The following is a 15,825-nucleotide window of genomic DNA, read 5'->3' as shown; positions in this document are numbered from 1 at the left end:
TGTTCCAAGGGAGAACGAGCCATGTCCTTCAACAAAGCCAACGCCGCGCGCTACGGGGTGCATTCCATCGATCATTTCGCCCTGATCGTGCCCGATCTGGCGGAAGCCGCGAAATTCCTGACGGCGTTCGGCCTGGACGTCCGGCCGAACGCCGGCGGGCTGGAATTGCGCTGCGCGGGCGACGAGCATTGCTGGGCGCGCATCGTGGGCGAAGGCTCCAAGCGCCTGGCGTACCTGAGCCTGAACTGTCACGGCGACGAGTTCGAGGCAATCAAGGCGCAGGCCTATGCCCAGGGCGCACGGCCGGCGGGGGCCCAGAGCCCCGCGGCAGCAGGCGAGGGTTTCTGGTGCCTGGACCCCGACGGAAATCTGCTGCAGATCAAGGCGGGGCCCAAGACCACGCCCCATACCAAGAGTCGCAATGCCTGCGTGCAAATCGCGCCTGGCCAGCGGGGTGCGCTGGGCCGGTCCGCAAGGGCCGCGGTCAGTCCGACGCGGCTGTCCCACGTGCTGCTCTTCACCACGGATCTGGAGCGCAGCCTGGCGTTCTACGCCCAGGCTTTGGGCTTGTACCTGTCGGATCGCTCGCGCGATATTGTCGCCTTCATGCACGGGAGGCACGGCTCGGACCATCATCTGCTGGCCTTTGTGCAGGACCGCGCGCCGGGCTGGCACCATAGCGCCTGGGACGTGCCGGGCATCGAAGAGGTCGGCAGCGGCTCCGAGCAGATGCGGGCCGCCGGCTATCCGGAGGGCTGGGGCGTGGCGCGCCACACGCTGGGTTCGAACTACTTCTACTACGTGCGCGATCCCTGGGGATCGTTCTGGGAATACTCTGCCCACATCGACTACGTGCCGGCGGGATACGATTGGCCGGCAGGGGACTATCCGCCAGAGGATGCGCTCTACATGTGGGGACCGGAGATGCCTGAGTACTTCATCAGCAACACCGGCTAGTCTTCATGCGGCTTGCCGAAGCGCTCCGCCAGATAATCCACCAGTGCCCGTACCGACGACAGCAGGCCGCGCCGCGACGGGAATACGGCATGGATCAGTTCGCGGCGCGGCGCCCAGTCCGGCAGCAGGCGGACCAGTTGTCTCGCTTGCAGCTGTTCCCGCACCATCATGGTGGGCAGCTGCACCACGCCCACGCCGGCCACTGCCGCGTTGCGCAGCGCGATCATGTCGGTGGTGATCATCCTGGGGGCGAGAGATACCGTGGCCTGCTGGCCGTCCTGCTTGTACAGCTCCAGGCGATAGGCCTGGTTGGGCGCGCCGAGCGCCAGGCTTGGCCAGGCGCCGAGGTCGTCCGGGCTTGCTGGTAGCCCGCATTCGGCCGCCAGTGCGGGGCTGGACACCAGGCTCTGCCCCCGGTCCGACAGCACGCGCATGACCAGCTCGCTGTCTTCCAGCGGAGGCGGGCGCACGCGGATCGCCACGTCCACGGCTTCTCCCAGCACGTCGACCCGGCGGTTGGTGGCTTCGAGCTGGATGACGACGCGCGGGTACTTCAGCATGAAGTCCGCGAGCATGCCGCCCACATGGGTGTGCAGCAGGGCGATGGGGCAGGTCAGCTTGATCACGCCGCGCGGTTCGACCTGGGCCGCGTCGATCACTTCCTGGGCGGCCTCGGCTTCGGCCAGCATCGCCTTGCAGCGCTCGTAGTAGGTCTGGCCGATGTCGGTGACCATGAAGTGGCGGGTAGAGCGCTGGATGAGCCGCACGCCCAGCCGTTCCTCCAGCAGCGCCAGCCTGCGGCTGAGGCGGGATTTCGGCATCCCCAGCGCGCGCCCGGCGGGTGCGAAACCCTGGTGCTCCACGGTCTGCACAAAATAGAAAAGGTCGTTGAGATCCTGCATGTCGCGCCTTTAGTTCAAAAAATAGAACTCTGATAGCAAAAAATCGGTCTTCCGCCAATTTTGTTCTATTTTTAATATTTGTGCAGCCATCAGGCTTGTGATTCGGCAACAGTGCCGTCGACTTTTCAAATTAGGAGTACTCCATGTCCGCACCCGCCAACTTCAACGGCCAGCGCCCCGTCATCGATGCCGACGACGCCGTCATGCTGCTGATCGACCACCAGAGCGGCCTGTTCCAGACCGTGGGCGACATGCCCATGCCTGAATTGCGCGCCCGCGCCGGCGCGCTGGCGTCGATGGCCACGTTGGCCAAGATGCCTGTCATCACCACGGCTTCCGTGCCGCAAGGCCCGAACGGTCCGCTGATTCCCGAGATCCACGCCAACGCGCCGCATGCGCAATACATTGCGCGCAAGGGCGAGATCAACGCCTGGGACAATCCCGAGTTCGTCGCGGCGGTAAAGGCCACCGGCCGCAAGACGCTCATCATCGCCGGCACCATCACCAGCGTGTGCATGGCGTTTCCGGCCATCAGCGCGGTCGCCGCCGGCTACAAGGTATTCGCGGTGATCGACGCCTCGGGCACCTATACCAAGATGGCGCAGGAAATCACGCTGGCGCGCGTGGTGCAGGCCGGGGTGGTGCCGATGGACACCGCCGCCGTGGCCTCCGAGCTGCAGAAGACCTGGAACCGCGAAGACGCCATGCAGTGGGCCGAGGTCTATACCAAGGTGTTCCCGGCCTACCAGCTGCTGATCGAGAGCTACTCCAAGGCGCAGGAAGTGGTGAAGAAAAACGAAGTGCTGGATTCGCAGCGCTGATCCGCTTTGATAAAAGTGGCGGTCCGGGCCTCGCGGTCCGGCTCAGGCTGCCACCCCATGCCGCTCGGCGATGCGCAGCAGCAAGGCTTCCAGTTCCTGGAGGATGGGCCGGTGGTCGTCCACCCGCCTGACCAGCGCCGAGGGCATGGCGGGCAGGTCTATTTCCACGAACGCGATCTCGGGCGTGGCGTAATAGCTGGCAGCGCGCTTGGTCAGCATCAACAGGCCCTCGCGCGTGTTCACGGCCGCGATGCCCTCGCGGATCGTGCGCACCACCGGGCCGTCGCCGATGGGCTTGCCCTTAGGGGTGTGGCGGGGAAAGTGGTAGTCCTGCCACTCCTGGTTGACCGATCCCGGCACCATGCGCACCAGCCGTTCCTCGGCCAGCAGTTCGGGGTCCAGCAGCGTCGCCCCGGCAAACGGGTGATCCAGCGGAACGCACAGCATGCGCTGGTCCCGCAGCACGATGGGCCCATGGCACAGGCCGTCCGCGCCCAGCGGCAAACGGCAGAACGCGATATCGACCGAACCGTCGGCCACCGCCGCGTAGTGGGTGACGTAGGTCAGTTCCACGAACTCCAGCTCCACGTTGGGATGCGCCGCCTTGAATTCCGAGACCAGCGGGCGGTATAGCTCGTAGAAGCCGCCGCCGAGAAAGCCGATGCGCAGATGGCGCGCCTTGCCCGCAGCTTGGCGCTTGCAGTCGTCCAGCGCGGCTTTCAGCATGATGACGGCCGGTCCGGCGCCCAGCTTCAGGGTTACCCCCAGCGGCGTCAGCGCGACCCGGCGGCTGCTGCGCTCGAACAAGGGGGCGCCCAGCGTTTTTTCCAGCGCCTTGACCGCCTCCGAGACAGAGGACTGGCTCATGTGCAGCGTTTCCGCCGCGCGGCCGAAATGCAGCTTGTCCGCGACAGCCAGAAAGCAATCGAATTGGCGTAGATCCATGGCTCCGGGGCACCGGCGGGGTGCGTAATCGTTGTTCTTAAAACAATCGGAATTGCCGATTAATAGTGTGAATAATAGCGCTTGTTCGCGCCTGGCCCGAAGGGCAGAATTCGACCTGTTCACAAAAGCTTAGCTCATTGATGAGCGATAAGGAGACAGGCATGAGTCCATCTATGCCAGAACGATCAGGCCCTAAAGGATCGGCAGAGCCGATTGAATTCCTGGTTGAAGGGGATTTGGTGCGCGGGACCTTCTACCGGCCGGAACACGCCAGTGGCCCGGTCGGCGCGGTCGCGCTCGCGCACGGCTGGTCCATGGTCGCCGGCGGCGACCTGGAAGAGTACGCCGCCGCAGTGGTGGCCCGGGGCCTGGCGGCGCTGACCTTTGACTTCCGCAATCTCGGCCGCAGCGCAGGCATGCCGCGCCAGGAGATCGATCCACAGCGGCAGATCCAGGATTTCCGCTCGGCCATTTCCTATCTGCGCCAGCGTCCTGAAGTGGACCGCGAGCGCATTGGCATCTGGGGCAGCAGCTATAGCGGCGGTCATGCGCTGACGGTTGCCGCCATCGACCGGCGCGTCAAGTGCGTGGTCAGCCAGGTTCCCACCACCAGCGGTTACTCGGCGGCGCAACGGCGCGTGCGCTACGACAAGGCGCAGGCGCTGCAGGCCGCCTTCGAATCCGACCGCGAGGCGCGCGACGCGGGCCAGCCGCCGGTAACGCTGCGCATGGTCGACGCCGATCCCGATGCGGCGGTCGCGTATCCGGGCCCGGATTCCTACAACTACATGACCGGGGAAGCGCGCCGTTGCCCGAGCTGGGTCAACGAAGTCACGCTGCGTTCGCTGGAACTGGCGCGCGCCTATGAGCCGGGCATGTACGTGCGCCGCATCGCGCCCACGCCGCTCCTGATGATCGTCGCCACGGGCGACGGCCTGACGCCCGCTGACCTGCAGCAGGACGCGTTCAACGCGGCGCACCAGCCCAAGGAATTGCTGCTGCTGCCTGGCGGCCATTACTCGGTCTATACGGAACATTTCGAACGCACCAGCAGCGCGGCGGCCAATTGGTTCGCGCAGCACCTCGGCCAAGACCAGCACGGATAAGAACATGACGACGACAATAATGATGGAGACACAGGACCGCCAACGCCGCCAGGCTTCGCTGCGCGCGGCGGCCGTGGGCAACGCCCTGGAATGGTTCGACTGGACCTTGTACGGCACGTTCTCGGCCTACCTGGCCATGAACCTGTTCGACCCGTCCGACCGCGGTTCTGCGCTGCTGGCCACGCTGGCCGTGTTCGCCGGCGGATTCCTGGCGAGGCCGATCGGCGGCTGGCTGTTCGGCCGCATCGGCGACCGCTACGGCCGCAAGTTCACGCTGGTCCTGACCATGTGCCTGCTGGCCCTGACCAGCCTGGCGATCGCGCTGCTGCCGACCTATGAGCAGGCCGGGGTGCTGGCCTCGGTGCTGTTGTTCGTCTGCCGCCTGATGCAGGGGCTGGCGCACGGCGGCGAGTCTGGCGTGGCCTATACCTATGTTGCCGAAATCGCGCCGCCGGCCAAACGCGGGCTGTGGTCCAGTTCGGTGTTCGTCAGCGTCACCATCGGCGTCATGGCCGCGACCGCGCTGGCGGCCTTGCTGACTTCCTGGCTGGGCAAGCCGGCGATGGAGGCCTGGGGCTGGCGCGTGGGCTTCGGCGTGGGCGCGCTGCTGGGCGTCTACGCGCTGTTCCTGCGCCGCAGCGCCAGCGAGAGCGAGGTGTTCGAGCACAGGACGGAGCAGGGCGGCGCGCAGAAAGTGTCGGCCATTCAGGCTTTGAAAATCGCCCGCAACATCGTGATGATCGCCGCGGCGTCCAACGCCACCTACTACACCTGGGTCACCTTCGCGCCGGCCACGGCCATCGCGACCAAGGGCATGGATCCGGCGGGCGCCTACACGGCCAGCCTGATCGCGCAGCTGGTGTGCCTGTTGTGGCTGCCGGTCTGCGGCTGGCTGGCGGACCGCTACGGCCGCAAGCCCATGGTGATGGCCTTTGGCCTGGGCGTGGCGCTGGCGGTGTTTCCGGTATCGCACATCGTGACCGACCAGCCCTGGACGCTGTTCGTGGGGCAATTGATCGGCTTGCTGGTCTGGGCGCTGCTGGCGGCGATCTTCCCGGCCGTGGTGGCCGAGCAGGTGCCCACCGGCGCGCGCGCCATGGGCGTGGGCTTCATTTCCTCGCTGTCGGTCGCGATCTTCGGCGGCACCGCGCCCTACATCAATGCGTGGCTGGGCGCCCAGGGGTTGGACTGGGTCTACACGGCCTATGTGGGGGCGCTGGGGCTGATGGCCTTTGCCGGCGCCTTCCTCATCAAGGAAACGGCGGGCATGGATCTGAACGACATCCGCCTGCCGGGCGAGGAAGCCGGCGACGCCGTGGGCAACAAGACCGCCAAGCGCGCGGCATTCAACTGAACTTCAATCTTTCGATCATCACATGAGCAAAATGAACTATCCGGATCTGGCAGGGAAAATCGCAGTTGTCACCGGCGCCGGGGGCGGCATCGGGCGCGCCATGGCGGCGGCGTTCCGCCAGCAGGGGGCGACCGTGGTCGCCACCGACCTGGAGCTGGCAGCGCTGTCCGGCGTGGACGCCGATTGCCGCCAGCTGGACGTCACGCAAGCGCAGGCGGTGCGCGAGCTGGCCGACGCCGTGGCCGCCCAATACGGCGCGCTGGACGTGTGGGTCAACAACGCCGGCTTCATGGCCCGCATGCCCGCCATGGACCTGGACGAGGCCGCGTGGCAGCGCACCATGGACATCAACTTGAAGGGCACGTTCTTCGGCGCCCAGGCGGCCGCGCGCCACATGATCGCGCAAGGCAGAGGCGCCATCATCAACCTGTCCAGCTATGCCGGCGTCAAGCCGCGCCCGAACTGCGCCGACTACGCGGCCGCCAAGGCCGGCGTGGCCCATCTGACCCAGTGCCTGGCGCTGGAATGGAGCCCCAAGGGGCTGCGCGTCAACGCCATCGCGCCCGGATTCATCGAAACGCCGATGAGCAGCTGGATGCACGCCGACGCCGCCACTTATGCCGAATACGTCGAACGCCTGCCTGCGCGGCGCGTCGGCCAGCCCTCGGAGATTGCCGACGCGGCGCTATACCTGGCCTCGCAGGCGTCAGCCTATGTCACCGGCCACGTGCTGATGGTCGACGGCGGAGTCTCCAAGACATGAGGACGGACAAGGACATGGCATCCTGGTGGAACGGCAAGGCGGCCGTCGTGACAGGCGCGGCCAGGGGGCAGGGCGCGGCCGAGGCGTTGCGCCTGCTGCAGGCGGGCGCAACCGTCTATGCGCTGGACGTCCTGCCCGAAGGCGACGCCACCTGGGCGGAGCTGCGCAACGCGGCGGGCGCCCACGCCGAACGGTTGCGCATCCGGGTGGCGGACGTGGCCCGCGAATCCGATTGGCTGGCGCTGGCCGAAGAGATTGCGCAGGGCGGCGTGCCGCTCTACGGCTTGGTCAACAACGCGGGCGTGACCCTGCGCAAGACGGTGACCGAAACCACGCATGCGGAATGGCGGCGCCTGCTGGACATCAATCTGGACGGGCCGTTCCTCGCGATCCGCAACCTCGCCGCGCTGATGCCCGAGGGCGCGGCCATCGTCAATACGTCTTCGACCGCCGGCCTTACCGGATACTTCAGCGCGGCCTACACCGCCAGCAAGTGGGCCTTGCGCGGCCTGACGCGGGCAGCTTCGCTGGAACTGGCTGGTCGCGGCATACGCGTCAACACGGTATGCCCGGGCTTGGTGGAAACGCCCATGATCATGCAGCCCAATGCCGTGCATGACGCCGGACGGGCGCGCCTGTTCTACGAAGGCAACCGCGACGCGACGCCCTTGTCGCGCGGCGCGGACGCCGACGAGATCGCGGCGGCGGTGATGTTCCTGCTGGGGCCGGAGGCGTCGTTCATTACGGGCGCGGACCTGCCGGTCGACGGCGGCATGACGGGCGGGGGCGTTTACTGGCGGATCGGCAAGTCCACCGGCAATCTGTAGCCGCAGTCCCGGGCCTGGGCCCGGGACTGGTCACTGCGCACAGGCAGGGGTTTAGTGCTTGTCGCCGTAGATATTGCCGGCAATGCCGCCAGCGGCGGCGCCGATGGCGGCCCCGGTCCAGCCGCTGCCGCCTGCGATGGCGGCAATGCCCGCGCCGGCCGCGGCGCCGATGGCTGCGCCCGACAGCGTGCCTTGCTGCTTGGAACTCATGTTGGTGCAGGCAACCAGCGACCCCATCATGAGGCCTATGGCGATTGATCGGATGACTTTCATGGTGGACTCCTAGCGGGCGCGCTTGGCGGGAGCGGCCGGCGTGGCCGGCGCCGCGGGCGCGACGATTTCGAACCAGAGCGTTTCGACCACGGGCCGGTCCATCCGGGTCGGATTGGCCGCGTACCAGCTATCCAGCCGTTCGCGCACGGAATCGAGCGTATGGCTTTGCAAGCCCTTGGCGAAACGCGGGATCAGCGTCTGATTGTCAGCCGGCGCGCGGCGCTGCTGATAGGCTTGCTCCACCTGGATGAGGTTCGCCATGCCCAGGAGGTAGGCCTTCTTCAGATTCGCGTCGGACTCCGTCCATTGCTTCCCGGTGATGATGGGCGCCGGATCGGTAGGCGCCGCCACCGCCGGCGCGGCGACCAGCAAAGACAGCGCGAGCGCTGCCGGGCCTAACAGGTGTTTCACTTTCATCGCATCGCTCCTTGGAGGAACAAAAGACAAAAAAACAACCCAGTGACGCCATACGCGCCGCGCGCTTGCAAGGGCCTGGCGGCGGGCGACAACAATCAATGTAGGCTCGAAAGCAGGCCGGCGCAAGAGGCGCCGCGGGCGTATTCAGATCCCGAGATAGGCCTGGCGCACCTTGGGATCGGACAGCAGCGATTGCGCCGGACCGGAAAGCGCGATGCGGCCGGTTTCCATCACATAGCCGCGGTCGGCGCCCGTCAGCGCCAGGTGGATGTCCTGCTCCACCAGCAGTACCGTGACGCCTTCCTGGCGGATACCGGCCAGCACCTCCATCAACTGCTCGACCACCACCGGCGCCAGGCCCAGGCTCATCTCGTCGATCATCATGAGCGCAGGCGCCGCCATCAGCGCGCGCGCCATGGCGCACATCTGCTGTTCGCCGCCGGACATGCTGCCGGCGAGCTGGCGGCGCCGTTCCGACAGCCGCGGAAAGTAGGCGTAGACGCGGTCCAGGTCGCGCGCGATGGCCGCCTTGCCGCTGCGGCGGTAAGCGCCCATGAGCAGGTTGTCCTGCACGGTCATGCGATCGAACAGCTGGCGTCCCTCCGGCACCTGCACCATGCCGCAGGCGAAGGCCTCGTCCGGCCTGGCGCGCGACAACTGGCGGCCGTCCATCACGATGCTGCCGGTGCAGGGCAGCACCCGCGACAGGGCCCGCAGCAGAGTGGTCTTGCCTGCGCCATTGCTGCCTACCAGCGCCACGATCTCGGCGCGGCGGACCTCGAGCGCAATGTCGCGCAGCACCGGCAGTTCGCCATAGCCGGCGTTCAGTCCTTCCACCTTCAAGAGCGGGGCGTCGGCGTCGTTCATGCGCGTCTCTTGCCCAGATAGGCCTGCACCACCTTGGGATCGGCCAGCACCTCGTCGGGCGCGCCGTCCGCGATCTTTTCGCCGTGATGCAGCACCAGCAGCCGGTCCGACAGGCTCTTGATCGCCTTGATGACGTGCTCGATCACCAGCACGCTGATGCCGCTGGCGCGGACCTTGCGGATGATCTCGATGACCTCGTCGATCTCGACCAGATTGAGCCCGGCCATGACCTCGTCGCATAGCAATACCTTGGGCTGCATGGCCAGGGCCTTGGCCAGTTCCAGCCGCTTGCGGCCGGGACCGCCCAGCTCGTCGGCGCGCTGGTCCGCGGCGTGGCCCAGGCCGACGAAGTCCAGGCAGGCACGGGCTTGCTCGCGCGCCAGCGCCAGCTTGGGCTGGCCGCCGCCGTGGCCGAACAAGGCGCCCACCGCCACATTGTCCAGCACCGACAGGCCGGGGAAGGGCCGCATGATCTGGAAGGTGCGCCCTATGCCCAGGCGCGCGCGGCGGTAGGCCGGCAATCCGCCTATCGGCCTGTCCTGGAACAGGATTTGACCCTCCGTCGGCGCGAGCGTGCCGCTGATCAGGCTGACCAACGTGGTCTTGCCGGCGCCGTTGGGGCCGATCAGACCAAGGATTTCACCTTCGGCCAGCGTGAAACTGACCTGATTCACGGCTACCAGCCCGGCGAAGCGCCGAGTCACGTTGCGCACGTCCAGGATCGCGCTCATAGCCGGTGAGCCCGTATGTTGTCGACGAAATAACGCCAGCCCGACTTGCGCGCGTGCCGCAGCAAGTCGGCCAGCCCGCGCGGCATCAGCACCACCGCCGCGACGATCACCGCGCCGAAGAACAGGCCCGCCACGCTGGTGATTTCACTGGACAGCAGCTCCGAAATGGCCGACAGCGAGAACGCGCCCACCACCGGGCCGAGCACGGTGCCGGCGCCGCCGAACACGGCCATGATGATCATCTTTACATTCAGGCTGATGTCGAAGGCGCTCTCCGGATCGAGAAAGGTGATCCAGTAGGCATGTATGCCGCCGGCCAAGGCGCTGAACACGCCCGAGATCGTGAACGCCGCCACCTTGTACAGCGTGGTGTTCACGCCCATCACGGCCGCGCCTTCTTCGTTCTCGCGGATCGCGATCAGGCCGAAGCCGAAGCGGCTGCGTGTGAGCCAGGCGATGGTAAGCGTGGCCAGCGTCAGCAGGCCCAAGGCCAGCTCGTAGAACAGCGTATCGTTGTTCAGGGGCGGGAGCACCAGGCCGATGTTCTGCCCGGCCAGCCCGATGTTGGAGACGATGGCCGTCATGACCTGCGCCAGCGCCAGGGTGGCGATGGCGAAGTAGTGGCCGCGCAGCCTCAACACGGGCAGTCCCAGCACCACGGCGAAAACCACGGCCAGCGCGGCGCCCAGCGCCAGCCCGGCGGCAAAGGGCAGTTCCCATTGCGCCATGGCGATGGCCACGCCGTAGCTGCCCAGGCCGTAGAAGACCGAATTGCCGAAGGACGCGTAGCCGGCGTATCCGCCGATGATGTTCCAACCCTGGGCCAGCACCGCCAGCAACAGCGTGTTGATGCCGAACTGCACCAGCACGTCCGAGCCATACCAGGGCACGCCTGCCATCACGGCCAGCGCCAGCAATGCCAGCAGCGCGCGCGGCGCGTTCATGCCGCTCTGCCCAACAGGCCGCTGGGCCTGATCAGCAGCACCAGCACCAGGATGCCGAAGCTCGCCACGTCGGCGTAGGTCGGCCCGACGTACAGCGTGGTCAGCGATTCCACGATGCCCAGGAACAGGCCGCCCACCATCACGCCCAGCGGATTGTCCAGGCCGCCGATGATGGAGATGGCGAAGCATTTCGCGGTCAGCGTGGCGCCGATGTAGGGGTTGATCTGCGAGACCGTGCCGTACAGGCCGCCCGCGGCGCCCGCCAGCGCCAGCCCCAGGCCGAACGTCACCGCGTACAGGTGGCGCGGCTCCACGCCATAGAGCCTGGCCGCCACCAGGTTCTGCGCGGTGGCGCGGATGGCGCGGCCCAGGCGGCTGTGCAACAGGAACAGCCACATGCCCAGCGTAATGGCCAGGGCCACGCCAAAGGCGGCCAGCCGCGCCACGGGCAGGGTGACGGGGCCCAGCGTGTAGCTGTCGCCGGCGTAGGGCGGATTGATGGTGCGGAAGTCGGCCGAAAACGCCAGCTGCGCCAGATAGGTCAGCACGACCTCCAGGCCGAAAGTAATGAGCAGCGTATTGAACATGGGCGCCCGCACCACCAGGTTGAGCAGGCCGCGCTGCAGGGCGTAGCCCAGCAGGAACATGGCGGCGGCCGTCAAGGGCAAACCCAGGAAGGGATCGATGCCCGCATCGTTGTACAGGTACCAGGACGCGTACGAACCCAGCATGATGAACGCGCCGTGCGCCAGGTTGACGATGTTCAGCACTCCCCAGACCAGCGCCAGGCCTTGCGCCATCACGGCATACAGTCCGCCCAGCAGGATGCCGTTGACGAGGATTTGCGCGAGCAGATCCATCGTGTCCTCCCCAAGCCCCTAGCGGGCGTTCCAGGCCGGCATGGGGTACTTGGGCTGGGTGATGTAGCCCTTGGCGCCGTAGATCTCGGCCAGGCCGCCATCCTGCACCTGGATCACCACTTGAGGCAGGTCGATCTGCCCTTGGGCGTTGAAGGCGACGGGGCCGTACAGGCTGTCGAACTTGATCTTGGCCAGGGCATCGCGCACCTTCTGCGGGTTGGCGCTGCCGGCGCTTTCCATGGCGTAGACCAGCGCTTCGACGTCGGCCACGCCGGATGCGGCGTGGTAGTCCGGGTCATAGCCGAACTTGGCCTTGTAGGCGCGGGCGAACTGCTCCGCGTCGCCGAACCAGCGGTCCTTCAACGCGGCCGAAGGCAGCCAGGCGGTCATGCCGAAGGCGTAGTCCGCGTCGCGTCCCAGCGCCTTGCGGAAATCCTCCGACGGCACGCCGACGGTGAAGGAATACATCTTGGGCGCGACGGCCAGGCTCTTGGCCTGGCGCACGAAATTCAGGATCTCGGTTTCGTGGCCCGCCACCAGCACCGCATCCACGTTCTTGCTCTTGATCTGCGACAGCAGCGAGTTGAAGTCGGTGGCATTGGTGCTGTAGCGCTCGTCCATCGCGATGGGCAGTCCTGCGGATTTCAGCAGCGGGCGGGTGCCCTGGGCCACCGAGACATCGAAGGCGTCATCCGCGTAAAGCAAGGCCACGCTGGCCGGCGCGGGCTTGAGCGTCTTCAGCATTTCCACGGTGCTGCCGAAGTAGTTGCTGGCTGGCGCCAGCGTGCCGAAGATGTACTTGAATTTGCGCGAGAAGATCTGATCCGAGGCGCCGCCGCCCTGGACCATGGGAACCTTGTATTTTTCCGAGACCGCCGAGTCGGCCAGCGCGAAATTGCTGGCGAAGGGCCCCAGCAGCAGATTGGCCTTGTCCTGCGTCACGAGCTGCGTGTACTGCCGCACGCTCAGATTGACGTCCGACTGGTTGTCGTAGATCTTGAGCGCCAGCTTGCGCGTTTCGGCGCCGATCTTCACGCCGCCAGCGGCGTTGATCTGGTCCACCGCCATCTGGTAGGCATCGCGGTAATAGCGCCCGGTATTGGCGACGGGGCCGGTGAGCTGCACGGACGCGCCCAGCAGGATGTCGGGCGCCGGCGCCGCTGCCGCGGCGGCGCTGTACAAGGCCAGCGCCAGGACGGGCAGGGCAAGCAATAGTCTCCGAGACATGATGTTGTCTCCTGCAAGTTCTTATGCAGTCCATTCTCTGCCCATGCGTTTACGTCTACCTGAACCTCGGCATGTCCCGGCGCTGGTTACATATTCTGACTAAGCTGATCAAATGAAACAGCGTTCCACGGCGGGCCGATTTGGTTGTACATATGGCGAGGGCCTGGAGCGGCCCTGACTGTCGCATTGGGCGGCATGACCCTCGATGCCCGGCAGCCAATTAGAAGACAAATAAACCCGAGGAGGAGTCAATGCGTACGTTCAATCGCAGGGCCGCGGCATTCCTGGCGAGCGGGCTCATGGCAGTGCTGGCAGGCTGCGCGTCGCCCGGAGGCAAGAAAGAAACCGTCGATATGAAGGGGCTGTCCCAGCCCGTGGAGATCGTGCGTGACCGCCACGGGGTGTCCCACATCTACGCGCAGAACCAGGACGATCTGTTCTTCGCCCAAGGCTTCAACGCGGCGCGCGACCGCCTCTGGCAGCTCGACCTCTGGCGCCGCCAGGGCGAGGGCAAGATGGCCGAACAGTTCGGCCCGCGCTTCGTCGAACAGGACCGCGCGGCCCGCTTGTTCCTCTACCGCGGCGACATGCAGGCCGAGTTCGCCAGCTACCATCCGCAGGGCAAGGCGATCCTGACGTCCTTCGCGGCGGGCATCAACGCCTATATCGATTGGGTCAAGGCAAATCCCGAGCAGATGCCGCCCGAATTCAAGCTGACCGGCACGCAGCCCGGCTACTGGAGTCCCGAGACCTCGCTCATCCGCATCTACGGCCTGACCCGCAATCTCAGCGAAGAGGTCCGCATGGCGCAACGCGTCGCGGCGCTGGGCCTGAACACCGTGCAGGGACTCAGCACCTTCGAGCCGCCCCTGGCGCTGCAGGTGCCTGCCGGACTGGACGTGCGCGATGTCGACAGCAAAGTCCTGGGGGACTACAACCTGGCGCGCAACGGGCAGAAATTCGTCGCCGCCGACTTCCCGCGCAGCCCGCTCGCGGCCGCCGACCGCGACAAACTGGCGCGCGAATTGTCGGCCAACCTGCTGGCGTCGCTGGACCCGGCGTTCGACCCCATGGCGACCCGCTACGAAAGCAACAACTGGACCATAGCCGGCCAGCACACGGCCACCGGCAAGCCCATCCTCGCCGGCGATCCGCACCGGTCCATCACCATGCCGTCGCTGCGCTACATGGTGCATCTGAACGCGCCGGGCTGGAACGTGATCGGCGCGGGCGAACCGGCGCTGCCCGGCGTGTCCATGGGACACAACGACCGCATCGCCTTCGGGCTGACGATCTTCGCCTTTGGCGACGAGGAAGACCTGTACGTCTACGACACCAACCCGGCCAAGCCCGACGAGTACCGCTACAACGGCCGCTGGGAGAAGATGCGGCAGGTCGATGAATCGATTCCGGTGCGCGGGCAGGCCGCGGCGGTGCGGCAGTTGAAGTTCACCCGGCACGGTCCGGTGATATACGTGGATCCGGTGCGGCGCAAGGCCTACGCCTTGCGCGCGGCCTACCTGGAATTCCCGGGGACCGCGGCCTATCTGGCCAGCCTGCGGCTGAACCAGGCGCAGAACTGGAACGAGTTCGTCGCCGGCATGGAGAAGCACTACACGCCCAGCGAGAACATGGTGTATGCCGACGTGGACGGCAACATCGGCTGGTTCGGCGGCAGCATCGCGCCGATACGTCCGCGCGCCGACTGGTCCGGCATGCTGCCCGTGCCCGGCAACGGCGAGTTCGAATGGCGCGGCATTCTGCCGGGCAGCGCGCTGCCCCGCGCCTACAACCCGCCCGAAGGCTACTTCGCCACCGCCAACGAGTACAACCTGCCGGCCGACTATCGCTACAAGGACATGTCCGCCCGCACCTGGGCCGAACCCTATCGCGTGCAGCGCATACGCGAAGTGCTGGCCAACAGCAAAGGCCAGACGGTGCAGAACTCGCAGGCGCTGCAGTACGACAACCTGTCCATCCCGGCGCGCACGCTGGTAGGCTACGCCAAGTCGCTGAACTCGGCCGATCCCGCGACGGCGCAGGCCCTGAGCATGCTCAAGGATTGGGATGCCCGCGTGGAAACGGAGTCGCGCACCGCTACCGTCTACGAGTTCTGGCTGCCCGAGGTGGTCAAACGCGTGTCCGAGCTCTATGTTCCCGCCAACGGCCGCGCTGTATTCGGCAATCTGTCCACCGCCAAAACGCTGGAGAAGCTGGCCTCGCCGGACAGCGCTTTCGGTCCGCAACCGCAGCAGGGCCGCGATGCGTTGCTGCTGCAGGCGCTGAACGACGGCCTGCAGAAGCTGCGCGCCAAGCTGGGGCCGGACTCCTCGCAGTGGCAGTGGGGCAAGCTGCATCACATCCAGTTCGAGCACAGCCTGGCCAGCCTGCTGCCCGAGGCCACCGCCAATGCCTATGGCACGCCGCGCTACCCGGTCAGCGGCGACAACGATACGGTCCATCGCGCCACCTTCCGCGCCAGCGATTTCCGCCAGACCAGCGGCGCGTCGTACCGCCAGGTGATAGACGTGGCCAACTGGGATAACTCGCGCATGCAGAACGTGCCAGGACAGTCCGCCGACCCGCGCAGCCCGTACTACCAGAACCTGCTCAAGGACTGGGCAACGGGCGAGTATTTCCCCATGGCGTTCAGCCGCGCCAAGGTGGATAGCGAGAAGGCCGGCACCTTGAATCTGCGTCCGGCGCCGCGCTGATTCAGGCCAGGCCGCCCGTGGAGCGCCGTTCGATCAGCGAGTCCCGCTGATCGAGCGGCGCAATGACGCAGCGCAGAGAGCGTTATGCAACGTAAACTCTCTGCGTGTGGTCGGGTG

The 15,825-nt window shown here is 66.5% G+C and carries 16 protein-coding genes; 7 read left to right on the top strand and 9 right to left on the bottom strand.

What is annotated here, in order from left to right; genetic code table 11:
* The first annotated feature begins 21 nt into the window (after positions 1-21).
* Positions 22-957, top strand: coding sequence for a VOC family protein (locus FOC84_RS29895; protein ID WP_173148694.1), 936 nt, complete (start codon positions 22-24; stop codon positions 955-957).
* Here the strand turns inward: FOC84_RS29895 and FOC84_RS29890 are convergent.
* On the bottom strand, positions 954-1,859 hold the full coding sequence (locus tag FOC84_RS29890) for a LysR family transcriptional regulator (protein ID WP_173148692.1): 906 nt from the start codon (positions 1,857-1,859) through the stop codon (positions 954-956). The genes FOC84_RS29895 and FOC84_RS29890 overlap by 4 nt on opposite strands.
* 143 nt (positions 1,860-2,002) lie before the next feature.
* Here FOC84_RS29890 and FOC84_RS29885 point away from each other — a divergent pair, with 143 nt between their 5' ends.
* Positions 2,003-2,680, top strand: coding sequence for a hydrolase (locus FOC84_RS29885; protein ID WP_173148690.1), 678 nt, complete (start codon positions 2,003-2,005; stop codon positions 2,678-2,680).
* 42 nt (positions 2,681-2,722) lie between these two features.
* Here the strand turns inward: FOC84_RS29885 and FOC84_RS29880 are convergent, their stop codons facing one another.
* Positions 2,723-3,625, bottom strand: a complete 903-nt coding sequence (locus FOC84_RS29880; RefSeq protein ID WP_173148688.1) for a LysR family transcriptional regulator — start codon at positions 3,623-3,625, stop codon at positions 2,723-2,725.
* Positions 3,626-3,798: 173 nt separating this feature from the next.
* Here FOC84_RS29880 and FOC84_RS29875 point away from each other — a divergent pair, with 173 nt between their 5' ends.
* The 4 genes from FOC84_RS29875 to FOC84_RS29860 are packed head-to-tail and all read left to right on the top strand — an operon-like array spanning position 3,799 to position 7,675.
* Positions 3,799-4,731: an alpha/beta hydrolase gene (locus tag FOC84_RS29875; protein WP_438800852.1), complete on the top strand. Its 933-nt coding sequence runs from the start codon at positions 3,799-3,801 to the stop codon at positions 4,729-4,731.
* Between the two features lie 22 nt (positions 4,732-4,753).
* Positions 4,754-6,085 (top strand): MFS transporter, encoded by a 1,332-nt coding sequence (locus FOC84_RS29870; RefSeq protein ID WP_173150510.1) that lies wholly within the window; start codon positions 4,754-4,756, stop codon positions 6,083-6,085.
* 22 nt (positions 6,086-6,107) lie between these two features.
* The gene (locus FOC84_RS29865; RefSeq protein WP_254241819.1) at positions 6,108-6,848 is read left to right on the top strand and encodes an SDR family NAD(P)-dependent oxidoreductase; all 741 of its coding nucleotides are present in this window, start codon (positions 6,108-6,110) and stop codon (positions 6,846-6,848) included.
* 14 nt (positions 6,849-6,862) lie between these two features.
* Positions 6,863-7,675, top strand: a complete 813-nt coding sequence (locus FOC84_RS29860; RefSeq protein ID WP_173150506.1) for an SDR family NAD(P)-dependent oxidoreductase — start codon at positions 6,863-6,865, stop codon at positions 7,673-7,675.
* A gap of 51 nt (positions 7,676-7,726) precedes the next feature.
* On the opposite strand, the gene FOC84_RS29855 is transcribed toward FOC84_RS29860, so the two are convergent.
* From FOC84_RS29855 to FOC84_RS29825, 7 genes are all read right to left on the bottom strand, one after another.
* Positions 7,727-7,948 (bottom strand): YMGG-like glycine zipper-containing protein, encoded by a 222-nt coding sequence (locus tag FOC84_RS29855; protein ID WP_013393765.1) that lies wholly within the window; start codon positions 7,946-7,948, stop codon positions 7,727-7,729.
* A 9-nt stretch (positions 7,949-7,957) separates the two neighbouring features.
* On the bottom strand, positions 7,958-8,365 hold the full coding sequence (locus FOC84_RS29850) for a hypothetical protein (protein ID WP_173148684.1): 408 nt from the start codon (positions 8,363-8,365) through the stop codon (positions 7,958-7,960).
* Positions 8,366-8,509: 144 nt separating this feature from the next.
* Positions 8,510-9,232 carry an ABC transporter ATP-binding protein gene (locus tag FOC84_RS29845; protein ID WP_173148682.1) on the bottom strand — a complete coding sequence of 241 codons (723 nt, stop codon included), beginning with the start codon at positions 9,230-9,232 and terminating at the stop codon, positions 8,510-8,512.
* A complete protein-coding gene (locus FOC84_RS29840) occupies positions 9,229-9,963 on the bottom strand; it encodes an ABC transporter ATP-binding protein (RefSeq protein WP_173148680.1) in 735 nt (244 codons plus the stop codon). Before FOC84_RS29840 ends, FOC84_RS29845 begins: the two co-directional genes overlap by 4 nt.
* On the bottom strand, positions 9,960-10,907 hold the full coding sequence (locus tag FOC84_RS29835) for a branched-chain amino acid ABC transporter permease (RefSeq protein WP_173148678.1): 948 nt from the start codon (positions 10,905-10,907) through the stop codon (positions 9,960-9,962). The genes FOC84_RS29840 and FOC84_RS29835 overlap by 4 nt, the downstream gene beginning before the upstream one ends.
* The gene (locus FOC84_RS29830) at positions 10,904-11,767 is read right to left on the bottom strand and encodes a branched-chain amino acid ABC transporter permease (protein ID WP_173148676.1); all 864 of its coding nucleotides are present in this window, start codon (positions 11,765-11,767) and stop codon (positions 10,904-10,906) included. The genes FOC84_RS29835 and FOC84_RS29830 overlap by 4 nt, the downstream gene beginning before the upstream one ends.
* Before the next feature lie 18 nt (positions 11,768-11,785).
* Complete coding sequence (locus tag FOC84_RS29825; protein ID WP_173148674.1) at positions 11,786-12,994, bottom strand: amino acid ABC transporter substrate-binding protein; 1,209 nt, start codon at positions 12,992-12,994, stop codon at positions 11,786-11,788.
* A gap of 299 nt (positions 12,995-13,293) precedes the next feature.
* Here FOC84_RS29825 and FOC84_RS29820 point away from each other — a divergent pair, with 299 nt between their 5' ends.
* Positions 13,294-15,708 carry a penicillin acylase family protein gene (locus FOC84_RS29820; RefSeq protein ID WP_254242054.1) on the top strand — a complete coding sequence of 805 codons (2,415 nt, stop codon included), beginning with the start codon at positions 13,294-13,296 and terminating at the stop codon, positions 15,706-15,708.
* Positions 15,709-15,825: the final 117 nt, after the last annotated feature.

The organism is Achromobacter pestifer, from assembly GCF_013267355.1.
Taxonomy (GTDB): Bacteria; Pseudomonadota; Gammaproteobacteria; order Burkholderiales; family Burkholderiaceae_B; genus Achromobacter; species Achromobacter pestifer_A.
Note: the sequence above shows the minus strand (reverse complement) of the source record. Positions and strands in the feature narration are given on the sequence as shown.